Below are 13,031 nucleotides of genomic sequence, written 5' to 3' on the forward strand. Positions count from 1 at the left end.
GCCGGCCGTGGCCGCGGGTGCGACGGCGGCGTGCGCGGCCGGGACCGGCGCCAGGGCCAGGGTGACGCCTGCCGCTCCGGCGAGGTAGTGCTGCCATGCGGTCACCGCGTGTCCTCCCGGGTCCGGCGGGCCCCGCCGCACGGCGCGGCGGGTGGTGGTTCCGGTGAAGAAACGATCAGCGCGGCGCTTCGATACGCGTCGGACGCGCCAAGATCCCTTCCCGAGGGGGTCACTTCCGGCCATCTGGCCAGTAGCCTGCCCCGGTGGAGGAGTGGGAGCGGTGGGAGCGCCGGGTCCAGACCGCCGCGCACCCGGTGGTCTACCGGCTGCTCACGGCGGTCGCGGCGCGCGGTCCGGTGGTACGGGTGCCCGGAGTCGGGGTGGTGGTCAGCGACGCCCGGACCGCCCGGGAGGTGCTGACGGACACCGAGGCCTTCACCAAGACCGGGCCCGGGGCCGCCGCGCAGCTGTGGACGCCGGTGCTCGGGGCGCGCACGCTGATCACCCTGGACGGCGCCGACCACGCGGCGCTGCGCCGGCGCCTGTCCGGGCTGTTCACGCCGGCGCAGGTCGGTGCGGTCTGCGAGCGGGGGCTGCGCGAGCCGCTGGCCGGGGCCACGCGGCGGCTGGCCGCCGGGGACGAGGTCGATCTGGTACCGGTCGTCCGCGCGGGCGCGGGCGCGGTGATCCGCGAGCTGGTGGGCCTGCCGCCGGACGCCGCCGCCGGCTTCGCCGAGGCCTCCGCCGTCCTGGCCGGCGTACGGCTGTGGCGGGCCTCGCTCACGGGGCGCCAGACGGCCAGGGCGCGGGCGGCGCTGGCCCGGCTGAGCGAAGCGGCGGTGGCGGCGTACCGGTCGGGCGACGAGTCCACCGTGCCGGGGCGGCTGCGGGGGCTGGGCCTCAGCGAGGCGGAGGCGCGGGGCGCGGTGGGGATGTTCCTGCTGACCGGCACCGAGACGCTGGTGTCGTTCGTGCCGAGGCTGATCGCACTGGCCCACGACGTCGGCCGCGGCCCTGACCGGATCACCGACGCGGTCGTGGAGGAGGCGCTCCGGGTGACCTCCCCGACGCCGGTGATGCTGCGGAGCGCCGCGCGCAACGGGCGGCTCGCGGGTGTCCGGGTCCGGGCGGGTGACCGGGTGGTCGTGGCGGGGCTCCTGTGCACCCGGTCCGCGGGCCCGTTCGCCCCGGACTCCCCCGCCCGGGCTCCCCTGAACCGCCTGTGGTTCGGCGCGGGGCCCCACTTCTGCCTGGGCATGCCCCTGGCCATGGCGGAGATCGCCACCGTCCTGACGGCCCTGCGCCCCTTCCCCGCCCTGACGGTGACGACGCGTCACCCGGCCCGCGGCGTCCTGATCCCGTCGTACACGACCCTGGCGGTCCGCGCGACCCCGCCCGCGAAGAGCCCTCGGGCAAGCGGCGCCCCAGGGCCCGCCGTGGCCCCGGACCGGACCTAGCGGTCCGCGGGGGCCGGTACCAGGGTCAGGCCCGGCAGGTAGCGGCGGAAGCGGTTGGTGGTCATGCCGGCGTGCGCCTGGACCGCGGCCCAGGCCTCGGTGTCCGAGCCGATCCCGGCGCCGGGGGACGCCAGGGCCTCGATGTGGGCCTCCTCGCTCGTCCACTCCGCGTAGTTCAGCATCCGGGCGCCGTCCGTGCCCAGGTGGAAGGTCCCCGACAGGCCCCCGGCCGGCAGCGCCGGGTCGGTGGCCAGCGCTTCGATGACGAGGTCCACCCAGGCCCGGGCCGTGCCGGCACCGTCGAACTCCGCTTCCACCACCACCACGCACCCCGGCACCCGGACCGCGCCGTCCCCGCCGGTGCTGAGCGAGCGGTACCGCTCGTACGAGTGCAGGCCCACCCGCTCGATCCCCGGCACGGCCGCGTCGATCTCGGCGTTGCGCTCGTCCCGGAAGGCGCGGACGAACTCCTGGTAGGCGCCCTCGTCCGTCCACTGCGAGTAGTGGAAGAGGGTGTCGCCGTCGGTGCCGACGTGCACCGAGTACGACAGCAGCCCCACCGCCGGCCAGTCCCGGCTCTCCCAGGCCCGGGCGATGGCGTCCAGGGTGGCCCGCTGCCGCTCGGGGCTGCCCACCCGCCAGGTACTGGCCTTGACGACCCCGACTCCCTCCCGCGCGAGATCGGGCCGGGGCACGGTACGAACGACTGCCTTCATGACGGGACCTCCTGAGCACGATTGCGACACGCCCCCGACCTTCGCCCCTCAACCACGCTTGAGGTCAAGATCCCCCTGGCCGTGGCCGTCGGCCGTGCCCGGGCCGGGGGCGCAGGGTGGGGGTGTCCGGGACGTAAAGCGTGATTTGTGGCGTGCCCACTGCACGAGATGCAAATCATCCGGAACCGCCATAAATCATGCAGTCCCGGACACCCCCACCCGGAGCCCCCGGCCCCCGAAGCCGCCCTCACCGAGCACACCCCCGGGCTTGCCCCGGCCCGCCCACGCCAAAGGGGCGCGATCCGCAAGGATCGCGCCCCCAGGCGTGGATCAGGCGCCGGCTCAGCCGACCTCGCCTCAGCCGGCCTCGGCTCCGCCGAACCGCTCGCGGTAGGACTCCAGGTCCTCCTCCGTGATCTTGGCGAAGAGCACCGCCGGCACGGTGAACGCCGTCCCCGCCGGCACGGCGTCCAGCGCGGCGGCCCGCTCCGGCGTCACCCAGGTGGCCACGTCGTCGGCCAGGGCGAAGGCCGACCGCATGGCGCGGGCGGTGGCCGGGATGAACGGCTCGGAGACCACGGCGTAGAGGTGGATGAGGTTCATCGCGGTGCGCAGCGTCAGCGCGGCGCCCTCCTGGTCGGTCTTGATCTCCAGCCAGGGGGCCTTCTCCTCCAGGTAGGAGTTGCCTGCCGACCACAGCGCGCGCAGCGCCGCCGCGGCCTTGCGGAACTGCAGCGCCTCCATGTGGCCCTCGTACTCGCCCAGCAGCTCCGCGATCTGCTGCCCGAGCCTGGCCTCGGCCTCCCCGGCCTCCTTGCCCGCCGGCACCTCGTCGCCGAACCGCTTGCGCGAGAACGACAGCACGCGGTTGACGAAGTTGCCGAGCGTGTCGGCGAGGTCCTTGTTGACCGTGGCGGTGAAGTGCTCCCACGTGAAGGACGAGTCGTCGGACTCGGGGGCGTTGGCGATCAGGAAGTAGCGCCAGTAGTCGGCGGGCAGGATCTCCAGCGCCTGGTCGGTGAAGACACCGCGCTTCTGGGAGGTGGAGAACTTCCCGCCGTAGTACGTCAGCCAGTTGAAGGCCTTGACGTAGTCGACCATCTTCCACGGCTCGCGCACGCCCAGCTCGGTGGCCGGGAACATCACGGTGTGGAACGGCACATTGTCCTTGGCCATGAACTGGGTGTACCGCACGCCCTCGGCCTCGAACCACCAGGACTTCCAGTCGCGGGTCTCGCCGTCGGCGGCGGCGTCGGCCCACTCCTTGGTGGCGCCGATGTACTCCACCGGCGCGTCGAACCAGACGTAGAAGACCTTGCCCTCGGCGGCCAGCTCCGGCCAGGTGTCGGCCGGGACCGGGACGCCCCAGTCCAGGTCGCGGGTGATCGCGCGGTCGTGCAGGCCCTCGGTGAGCCACTTGCGGGCGATGGAGGACGCCAGCTGCGGCCATTCCTCCTCGTGCTGGGCGACCCAGGCCTCGACCTCGTGCTGCAGCTTGGACTGGAGCAGGAAGAGGTGCTTGGTCTCGCGGACCTCCAGCTCGGTCGAGCCGGAGATCGCCGAGCGCGGGTCGATCAGGTCGGTCGGGTCCAGCACGCGGGTGCAGTTCTCGCACTGGTCGCCGCGGGCCTTGTCGTAGCCGCAGTGCGGACAGGTGCCCTCGACGTAGCGGTCCGGCAGGAACCGGCCGTCGACCGGCGAGTAGACCTGCCGGATGGCCCGCTCCTCGATGAAGCCGTTGGCGTGCAGCTGCCGCGCGAAGTGCTGGGTGATCTCGCGGTTCTGCTCCGAGGAGCTGCGGCCGAAGTAGTCGAAGGACAGCTCGAAGCCGTCGTAGACCGCCTTCTGGGCGTCGTGCGCCTGCGCGCAGAACTCGGCGACCGTCAGGCCGGCGGCCTTGGCGGCCAGCTCCGCGGGGGTGCCGTGCTCGTCGGTGGCGCAGATGTAGAGCACGTCCTCGCCGCGCTGGCGCAGGTACCGGGAGTACACGTCCGCCGGAAGCATCGACCCGACCATGTTGCCCAGGTGCTTGATCCCGTTGATGTAGGGAAGCGCGCTGGTGATCAGGTGTCGAGCCATCCTTGGATGCTCCATTTCATAGGTGCGGAACGTGACGGATTGTGATTCGGCTCATCGTATCGAACCGTCCGGTGGCCCCGCGCCGCGATTTCGCGGGCCCATCGTACAAGGGGCCGTACCGGCGGCCGCCGGGCCCGGCCCGCGCATAGCCCGACTTCCCCAAGGGCATATGCATCGGGGCGAGTTGGGCTCCGGTGCGGTCGGGCACGGTCATCGATCGGCCATCACCGAACGTAATGTTTCCAAAGATTCTTGTCTGCACATTCCGCACCCCCCAAACGCTGAAAGGGTTGGAGGCGAGCGTCTCCAGTGCCGTGAGGGGAGAGGTGGAGCGGTGAGCGATGGCGGACCGGAGGAGTCCGGAGGGGCGGTGGGGCTGCCCAGCCGACGGAAACGGCCGACTCCCATGAGCCAGTGGGACGCGCCGGCGCGCCTGTCGTACTGGGCCTTCCACGCCAATCGGCGACCCGCCTACATGAGGTTCGCGTACCTGCAGCTGGGCTCGGACGCGGACGCCGAGGACGCGGTGGACGCCACCTTCGACGCGATCATGAACGAGTGGCTGCGCATGTTGCACATGGACCGCCTGGAGGCGTACGCCTGGACCGTCCTCAAGCACCGCATAGTCGACCAGCAGCGCAAGCGGAACCGCCGTCCCGAGCCGATGGACATCAGCGCCTTCGAGGCCGCCCTCAAGGACGCCGCCGTGGACCCGTACGACGTGCTGACCGACACGATCCAGTTCTACTCGGCGGTCTCCCGGCTCGCCGAGCGCCAGCGCGACGCCGTCCTGCTGCGCTACGGGCTGCAGTGCACCACCGGGGAGGCCGCCGCCGTGATGGGCGTCGAGGAGGCCACCGTCCGCTCCCACCTCAGCCAGGCGCTCCGGCGGCTGGCGCGGCTGCTGGCCGCTCCTCGTGACGGGATGCCCGGCTCATGACCGACCGTGACCGCGCCCCCCGCCCGCTGGCCCACTACCTGGCGCGGGCCGGGGTCCGCGACCGCTACGCCCGCTACGACCTGCCCGCCGCCGAGGCCCGGCTGCTGCGGACCCGCACCAGCCACCGGTGCCCCTGGCACGGCGGCTGGAGCGACCCCGCCCGCGACTGCCCGGTCGACGCCGAACAGGCCCGGCGCGACCTCAAGGCGGTCTGCCTGGCCGTGGTGTGCGCGCCCGGCACGGCGGCCGAGATCGACGCCTTCCCGGCCGGCCACCACACCGACCCGGCGGGCGCGCTGGCCTTCGCCTGCCTGCTGCACCTGTCGGGGCTGCGCGAGGGCGCGCGGTTCTGGTGGCAGTTCGCCGCCGGCGCCGGCGAGGCCCGGGCCTCGTACTGCCTCTTCCTCGACCACTCGCGGCGCGGGGAGCACCACGACGCCCGGGTCTGGGCCCGGGACCTGGCCGGCCGCGGGTTCCGGCCGGGCGGGCCGCGGGAGCTGCGGGAGGTCCGGCTCTGCGCCCAGGCCGCGGTCCTGCGGTACGTCGACCAGGCCGAGGACCCCGATCTCGGGCCGGTCCCGCTGCCCCGGCCGGGCCTGGCGACGGTGCTGCCCGCCTTCCTGCCCAGCGGTACCGCGACCGCCGCGCCGCCCCCGCGGCACTCCCCCGGCCCGCTGCGGCATCCGGCGCTCACGGCGGCCGCCCGCGGCACCGTGCGGCGGGGTCCGGCCGGCGGCGGGTGGGAGCTGGCGCAGGCACGGCGCGCGCTGGGGGTCGTACGGGTCCTGGAACGGCATCCCCTCGGGGTGAGCGCGCGGCAGCTGGGCCGGGAGAGCGGGCTGGCCGGGCCGGAGCTGCGGGCCGTGCTGAGGATGCTGTGCGAGGAGGAGTACGCCTGGCGTCCGCGGTCCGGCGTCTACGGGCGGGGCCCGGCCCTGGACCGGCTGGCCGCGCCCGGCGGGGCGGGGCTCGCGGAGCAGCTCCAGCACACCCTGGCGCTGGCGCGCGACAGCGTGGGCGCGGCGGTGTACCTCAGCCGGTACACGGCGGGCGAGGTGCGCATCACCCAGACGGCGGCCGGGCCCGGCACCCCGCCGGTGAACGAGTGGGTGGACTTCCGCAACGCCGCGCACGCCAGCGCGGTCGGCAAGTGCCTGCTGACGCAGCTCGACCACGACGGGCGGGCCGACCACGTGGCCCGGCACCGGCCCGCCCGGCTCACGGCGCGGACGATCACCGACAGCCGGGCCCTGTTCAGCGCGCTGGACGCGGTGGCGCCCGGCGATCCGGTCTTCGACCTGCGGGAGTACTCCCCGGGCGTGGTCTGCGCGGCGCTGCCGGTCGCCACCGGCAACGCGGTGGGCAGCCTGGCCCTGTCCCTGCCGGCGGCCCACGCGCACCGGCTGCGCCCGGCGACGCGGACCCTGCGGAGCAAGCTGGTGCCGGTCCTGCTGGCCCTGCTCCTGACGGGCGCCGTCCCCCCGGAGGACCCGGCCCCGGCCGCGGAACCCGACCCGACGGCGGCCGCCCGCCACCTGCGCAACCTCTTCCGCCGCCCCCTGCACGGCGCGGCGGCCGCCTCGACGGGCCCCCACCTGGTCAGCGACCCGGCGGCGGCCGCGGCCTACCTCTTCGAAGCCGAACCCCCCGAGTCCCCTCACCCGTCCCTGGCCCTCCCCCTGACGTACACCCCGTTCGAACCGGACGGGGACCGGCTGCTGGTCCTGAGCATGGGAGGGGGCGAGCGGGCGAGCACGGCGGACCGCTGAGGCGAGGGGCGGACGGGCCCCTCCGGGAACTTCCGGAGGGGCCCGCTCCCGGAGCGGACCGAGGCGGCCGCTCCCGGAGGACCGGAGGCGGCCCGCACCGGAAGCCCGGAGGCGGCCCACTCCCGGAAGACCGGAGGCGGCCCGTCCCGGAACACGCCGAAGGCCGTGACCCGCAGGTCACGGCCTTCGCCATCTGTGTGTCCGAGGGGGGACTTGAACCCCCACGCCCGATAAAGGGCACTAGCACCTCAAGCTAGCGCGTCTGCCATTCCGCCACCCGGACCGGTGGTCTCTCGCGGTTTCCCGCGGCGACATGGACAACAATAGCAGGGGTTCGAGGTGCTCTTCACCCGCATAAGCGGTGGTCAGCCGCGTGCGGGGGTGACGGCGGGGCCTGCGGGGCGCCGGGTCACGGACAGCGGACGACCTGGCCGGCGTAGGAGAGGTTGCCGCCGAAGCCGAACAGGAGCACGGGGGCGCCGGACGGGATCTCGCCGCGTTCCACGAGCTTGGACAGGGCCATCGGGATGCTGGCGGCCGAAGTGTTGCCGGAGTCGACGACGTCGCGGGCGACGACGGCGTTGACCGCGCCGATCTTCTGGGCGACCGGCTCGATGATCCGCAGGTTCGCCTGGTGCAGCACGACGGCGGCCAGGTCCTCGGGGGTGAGCCCGGCCCGTTCGCACACCCGGCGGGCGATCGGCGGGAGCTGGGTGGTGGCCCAGCGGTAGACGGACTGGCCCTCCTGGGCGAAGACGGCCGGGCTGCCCTCGATGCGGACCGCGTTGCCCATCTCCGGCACCGAACCCCACACGACGGGCCCGATGCCCGACTCCGCCGGGTCGCAGGCGACGACCACGGCCGCGCCGGCGCCGTCGCCGGTCAGCACGCAGGTGGTGCGGTCGGACCAGTCGGTGACCTCGGTCATCTTGTCCGCGCCGATGACCAGCGCGCGGGTGGCCGACCCGGCCCGGATCGCGTGGTCGGCGGTGGCCAGGGCGTGGGTGAAGCCGGCGCAGACGACGTTGAGGTCCATGACGGCCGGGGCGCCGCGCATGCCGAGCCGGGCGGCGACGCGGGCGGCCATGTTGGGCGAGCGGTCGACGGCGGTGGAGGTGGCGACCAGGACGAGGTCGATGTCGTCGGGGGTGAGGCCGGCGGCGGCCAGGGCCTTGCCCGCCGCCTCCGCGGCGAGCAGGTCGACCGGCTCGTCGGGGCCGGCGACCCGGCGGGTCCTGATGCCGACCCGGGTCCGGATCCATTCGTCGCTGGTGTCCACCATGGCCGCGAGTTCCTCGTTGGTGAGCACCTTCGCGGGCTGGTAGTGCCCCGTCGCCACCACGCGGGATCCGGTCATGGGCGCGGTCATCGGTGGATCTCCCCTTAAGCGTCGAAAGGCAGGACGGCCAGCTTTGCGTGCTACCGACCGGTACGGGTGCGTGTGACCCGACAGGATTCACACACCCGCTTTTGGAGAGTCCGCTGGATCATCCGTGGTACGGGAGAATGGACGGTCCAAGGGCCCGCAAGGGGTTGCGGCGACGAGGCGGAACGGGGCGGATCGGGAAATGGGACGGGTCACCGAGCGCCGGCGCGTCGTACGGGTCCGGGGCGGGGCGGCGGGGGTCCGGCCGGACACGCTCGTCGCCGAGGAGCCGCTGGAGATCCGGCTGAACGGCAAGCCGCTGGCCGTCACCATGCGCACGCCGGGGGACGACTTCGCGCTGGCGGTGGGCTTCCTGGTGAGCGAGGGGGTGCTCGGGGCGACCTCCGACGTGCGCGCCGTGACCTACTGCGAGGGGGCCACCGAGGACGGCGCGAACACGTACAACGTCGTCAACGTGCAGCTGGCGCCCGGGGTGCCGGTGCCGGACATCACCCTCGAACGGAACGTCTACACGACCTCGTCGTGCGGGCTGTGCGGCAAGGCCAGCCTGGACGCCGTACGGACGGCCTCGCGCTTCCCCGGCCTGGCCGACGACCCGGTACGGGTACCCGCCGAGGTGCTGGGGGCGCTGCCGGACCGGCTGCGGGAGGCGCAGAAGGTGTTCGACCGGACGGGTGGGCTGCACGCGGCGGGCCTGTTCTCGGCCGAGGGGGAGCTGCTGGACCTGCGCGAGGACGTGGGCCGGCACAACGCCGTGGACAAGATCGTGGGACGGGCGCTGCAGGCCGGACGGCTGCCGCTGGCGGGGGCGGTGCTGCTGGTGTCCGGGCGGGCGTCGTTCGAGCTGGCGCAGAAGGCCGTGATGGCGGGCGTACCGGTGCTGGCGGCCGTGTCGGCCCCGTCGTCCCTGGCGGTCGACCTGGCGCTGGAGACCGGGCTGACGCTGGTGGGCTTCCTGCGCGGCGGGGACATGAACATCTACGCGGGCGAACACCGGATCCCGCTGAACGGGGCCGGGGCGGAGCCCGGGGCGGGAGTGGGGCACGGCGGGGCCTAGGGTGCCCGGGAGGGCTTCGCGCCGGCGGGCCACCGCACCTCTGCCTGCCACGGGATCCGTCGTCGGACGGCTGTAGGGTCCCGTCTGTGGCGCATCACCAGGACGCAACTCACCAGGACGCGACTCACCAGGACGTGACTCACCAGGACGCAACTCACCAGGACGCGACCAAGGCGGCCTACGACGGAGTCGTCGAGTTGTACGCATCGCTGTTCGCCGACCGGCTGGAGACGCGGCCGTTCGCCCGGGCCATGATCGGCACCTTCGCCGAACTGGTGCGCGCGACGGGCAACCTGCGGGCCGCGGACCTCGGGTGCGGGCCCGGCCATCTGACGGCCATGCTGCACGAACTGGGCCTGGACGCCTTCGGGATCGACCTCTCCCCCGGCATGGTCGACCACGCCCGGCGGGCCCGTCCGACGCTGCGCTTCCAGCAGGCGCGGATGGAGGCCCTGCCGATCGAGGACGGCGCGCTCGGCGGCGTACTGGCCCACTACTCGATGATCCACACCCCTCCGGGAGAACTTCCGCAGCTGCTCGCCGAGCAGGTACGCGTCCTGGCGCCGGGTGGTCTGCTGCTGGTCTCCTTCTTCGGGACCGACGGACCGGAGCCGGTCCGGTTCGACCACAAGGTGGCACCTGCCTACAGCTGGCCGCCGGACCACCTCGCCGACCTGCTGGCCGGTGCCGGGCTCGTTCCCTTCGCCCGGCTGCTCCACGATCCGGCCTCCGAGCGGGGCTTCCTCGACGCCCACGTGCTGGCCCGGCGCCCGTAGGGCGCGCCCGGCGATCCGCCTCGCTGCGGGCGCGCCTGCGGACCACCGGCCCGGCGGGCACTCGCTGATGCGACCGGGCGGGAAGGGCTGATCGGATCGGACGGGAAGGCTGATCGGATCGGACGGGAAGGGTCGACGCAAGGGTCGGACGGGAAGGGTCGGACGAGAAGGGGCCGGACAGTCCCTAGGCGCGGCGGCCGGTCCGCTTCCTCGGGCGGTCCCGTGGCGCGCGGTCCGGTTTCGGGCGGTCCGCCGGTGGGGCGATGCGGTGCAGCTCGAGGGTGGCGGGCAGCGGGGTGCCCGGGCCGCCGGCCGCCGCCCAGGCGGCGATCTCGTCGGCGGCGGTGTCGTCCAGGACCCAGCCGAACCAGGTCGCACGGGCGCCGCGGCGCCGGGCCTCGGTGGTCGGCTGGACGACGACGATGTTGGCCTGGGCGCACGGGCCGAGGCAGTCGACCGTACGGACGGCCAGTCGGCCGCCCGACGCGGCGGCGGCGTCGTGCAGCCGGGCGAGCTGCCCGGCGTGGTCGGTGCCGGGGTTCTTGCGGGGGTCTCCGCAGCAGCAGCCGCGGCACACCACGAGGGTGCAGGGACGTTCGGCGCGGGTACCGCCGGCGGGTCGTATCCAGGTCACCCGCGCACGGTATCGGAGGGCTCCGCCGCGGGTGGGGGCGCGGGGGGCGTCGGCGGGGCGGAGGGCGTCGGGAGCACGGGGGTTTCCTCCGGCGGGAGTTGGGTGAGCGCCTGGGGGTCGCGGGCGCGGCGGCGGGCGACGACGGCGCACACCATCAGCTGCATCTGGTGGAACAGCATCAGCGGCAGCACCGCCAGGCTCGCCTGCGCGCCGAACAGCACGCTGGCCATGGGCAGTCCGGCGGCCAGGCTCTTCTTGGACCCGGCGAACTGGATCGCCACCCGGTCGGCCCGCTCGAAGCCGAGGCGGCCGGCGCCGTACCAGGTGAGCAGGAGCATCACGGCGAGCAGCACCGCCTCGACGAGCAGCAGCGCACCCAGCCGGGCCGGGCTGACCTGGCGCCAGACACCGGCGACCATGCCGGCGCTGAAGGCGGTGTAGACGACGAGCAGGATCGAGCCGCGGTCGACCCGGCCCAGCACCCTCTTGTGGCGGAGCAGGAAGCCGCCGGTCCAGGGGCGCAGGAGCTGGCCCGCGACGAACGGCACCAGCAGCTGGAGCACGATCTTCAGCAGGGAGTCGAGGGAGAAGCCGCCGACGGCGGTGCCGAGGAAGGCGGCCGCCATCAGGGGGGTCAGGAGTATGCCGGCGAGGCTGGAGAAGGAGCCGGCGCAGATGGCGGCGGGGACGTTGCCCCGGGCGATGGAGGTGAACGCGATCGAGGACTGGATGGTCGAGGGCACCAGGCACAGGAAGAGCAGACCGCTCTGCAGGGACGGCGTCAGCAGGGTCGGGACCAGCAGGCGGGTGGCCAGGCCGAGCGCCGGGAAGACGACGAAGGTGCAGGCCAGGACGGTGGCGTGGAGGCGCCAGTGGCGCAGGCCGTCGAGGGCCTCGCGGGTGGAGAGGCGGGCGCCGTAGAGGAAGAAGAGGAGCGCCACGGCCGCGGTGGCGGCCCCCTTGACCACCTCGGCCGCGCCGCCGCGCGCGGGCAGGAGCGCGGCGAGCCCGACGGTGGCCAGGAGCGCCAGCACGAAGGGGTCGAGCGGCAGCCGGGCGGGGAGGCGGGGGCTGAGGCGGAGGCGGGGCATGGGCGGGGCGGCTCTCTGTGGGCGGTGCGGGTGGGGCGGCGGGTGACGTCGGGGGCGGGGCGGCGACGGGTGCCGCCCGGGCGGCGCGGGGCCATGGGCGGGCGCGGTGCCGCCCGGTGGGAGGCGGCGCTCGCCCCATGGTCTCCCGCGCGCCGGTCATCGGGAAACACGTACGCCGCTCTGACTGCCATCACGATCCGCGATGAGCGGCGTAGCCTGGGACCTGTGTACGACCCCGTTCAGCTGCGGACCTTCCTCACCGTCGCGCAGACGCTCAGCTTCACACAGGCCGCCGGGCGGCTCGGCGTGCGGCAGTCCACCGTCAGCCAGCACGTGCGACGGCTGGAGGAGGCGACCGGGCGGGCCCTGTTCGTGCGGGACACCCACAGCGTGGAGCTGACGGAGGACGGCGAGGCGCTGCTCGGCTTCGCCCGGACCATCCTGCGGGCGCACGAGCGGGCGGCGGCCTTCTTCACCGGGGCCCGGCCGCGGGGCCGGCTGCGGTTCGGCGCCTCGGAGGACTTCGTGCTGACGCGGCTGCCCGAGGTCCTGGAGTCCTTCCGGCACCGCCACCCGGAGGTGGACCTGGAGCTGTCGGTCGAGCTGTCGGGCACGCTGCACGAGCGGCTCGACGCCGGCCGGCTCGACCTGGTGCTCGCCAAGCGGCGCGGGCCCGGGGACGAGCGGGGGCGGCTGGTGTGGCGGGACCGGATGGTGTGGATCGGGGCGGAGGGGCTCCGGGTGGACCCGGAGCGTCCCGTCCCGCTGATCGTCTTCCCGCCGCCCGGGATCACCCGGGCGCGGGCGCTTCAGGTGCTGGAGGGCGAGGGCCGCGCCTGGCGGGTGGCCTGCACGAGCGGCAGCCTGAGCGGACTGATCGCGGCGGCCCGGGCCGGGTTGGGCGTGATGGCGCACACGCGCGGGCTGATCCCGCCGGGGCTGGTGCGGGTGGCCGGGCTGCCGGACCTGGGCGCGGTGGAGTTCGCCCTGCTCCAGGGCCGGTCCGCCACCGGCGAGGTCGCGGCGGCGGCCGAGGCCCTGGCGGCGGAGATCCTCTCCGCCGGCGACCACCTCAGCCGCCCGGCCTGACCGAGCCGACGCCCGCCCCGCGCGGCGCGGGGCGGG

General features: G+C 74.5%; 10 protein-coding genes, 1 tRNA gene and 1 pseudogene. 6 read left to right on the forward strand and 6 right to left on the reverse strand.

Annotated features, from left to right (window positions below; translation table 11 throughout):
- Nucleotides 1-263: 263 nt before the first annotated feature.
- Nucleotides 264-1,457, forward strand: a complete 1,194-nt coding sequence (locus LG632_RS30630; RefSeq protein WP_226730115.1) for a cytochrome P450 — start codon at nt 264-266, stop codon at nt 1,455-1,457.
- On the opposite strand, the gene LG632_RS26735 is transcribed toward LG632_RS30630, so the two are convergent.
- Together LG632_RS26735 and metG are read right to left on the reverse strand one after the other, a co-directional pair.
- Nucleotides 1,454-2,173: an antibiotic biosynthesis monooxygenase gene (locus LG632_RS26735; RefSeq protein ID WP_226730116.1), complete on the reverse strand. Its 720-nt coding sequence runs from the start codon at nt 2,171-2,173 to the stop codon at nt 1,454-1,456. The two genes, LG632_RS30630 and LG632_RS26735, sit on opposite strands and share 4 nt — an antisense overlap.
- 357 nt (nt 2,174-2,530) lie before the next feature.
- Complete coding sequence (gene metG, locus LG632_RS26740) at nt 2,531-4,252, reverse strand: methionine--tRNA ligase (protein ID WP_226730117.1); 1,722 nt, start codon at nt 4,250-4,252, stop codon at nt 2,531-2,533.
- A 406-nt stretch (nt 4,253-4,658) separates the two neighbouring features.
- Between metG and LG632_RS26745 the strand changes: the two genes are divergently transcribed.
- Entirely contained in the window at nt 4,659-5,192 is a 534-nt protein-coding gene (locus LG632_RS26745) for an RNA polymerase sigma factor (protein WP_226730118.1), read from the forward strand.
- Nucleotides 5,193-5,938: 746 nt separating this feature from the next.
- Nucleotides 5,939-6,658: pseudogene (locus LG632_RS30765) on the forward strand (IclR family transcriptional regulator domain-containing protein); the annotation flags it as partial.
- A gap of 501 nt (nt 6,659-7,159) precedes the next feature.
- Here the strand turns inward: LG632_RS30765 and LG632_RS26755 are convergent.
- Nucleotides 7,160-7,244: transfer RNA gene (locus tag LG632_RS26755), tRNA-Leu, on the reverse strand.
- A 126-nt stretch (nt 7,245-7,370) separates the two neighbouring features.
- The gene (locus LG632_RS26760; RefSeq protein ID WP_226730119.1) at nt 7,371-8,318 is read right to left on the reverse strand and encodes a beta-ketoacyl-ACP synthase III; all 948 of its coding nucleotides are present in this window, start codon (nt 8,316-8,318) and stop codon (nt 7,371-7,373) included.
- A 211-nt stretch (nt 8,319-8,529) separates the two neighbouring features.
- Between LG632_RS26760 and fdhD the strand changes: the two genes are divergently transcribed.
- Nucleotides 8,530-9,405 carry a formate dehydrogenase accessory sulfurtransferase FdhD gene (fdhD, locus tag LG632_RS26765; protein WP_226730120.1) on the forward strand — a complete coding sequence of 292 codons (876 nt, stop codon included), beginning with the start codon at nt 8,530-8,532 and terminating at the stop codon, nt 9,403-9,405.
- 134 nt (nt 9,406-9,539) lie between these two features.
- On the forward strand, nt 9,540-10,181 hold the full coding sequence (locus LG632_RS26770; RefSeq protein ID WP_226730125.1) for a class I SAM-dependent methyltransferase: 642 nt from the start codon (nt 9,540-9,542) through the stop codon (nt 10,179-10,181).
- Between the two features lie 184 nt (nt 10,182-10,365).
- Here LG632_RS26770 and LG632_RS26775 read toward each other — a convergent pair whose 3' ends face one another.
- Together LG632_RS26775 and LG632_RS26780 are read right to left on the reverse strand one after the other, a co-directional pair.
- A complete protein-coding gene (locus LG632_RS26775) occupies nt 10,366-10,815 on the reverse strand; it encodes a (2Fe-2S) ferredoxin domain-containing protein (RefSeq protein WP_226730121.1) in 450 nt (149 codons plus the stop codon).
- Nucleotides 10,812-11,906: a bile acid:sodium symporter family protein gene (locus LG632_RS26780; RefSeq protein WP_226730122.1), complete on the reverse strand. Its 1,095-nt coding sequence runs from the start codon at nt 11,904-11,906 to the stop codon at nt 10,812-10,814. Before LG632_RS26780 ends, LG632_RS26775 begins: the two co-directional genes overlap by 4 nt.
- Before the next feature lie 225 nt (nt 11,907-12,131).
- On the opposite strand from LG632_RS26780, the gene LG632_RS26785 reads away from it, so the two are divergent.
- A complete protein-coding gene (locus LG632_RS26785) occupies nt 12,132-12,995 on the forward strand; it encodes a LysR family transcriptional regulator (protein ID WP_226730123.1) in 864 nt (287 codons plus the stop codon).
- Nucleotides 12,996-13,031: the final 36 nt, after the last annotated feature.

This window comes from Streptomyces antimicrobicus (assembly GCF_020532625.1).
Taxonomy (GTDB): Bacteria; Actinomycetota; Actinomycetes; order Streptomycetales; family Streptomycetaceae; genus Streptomyces; species Streptomyces antimicrobicus.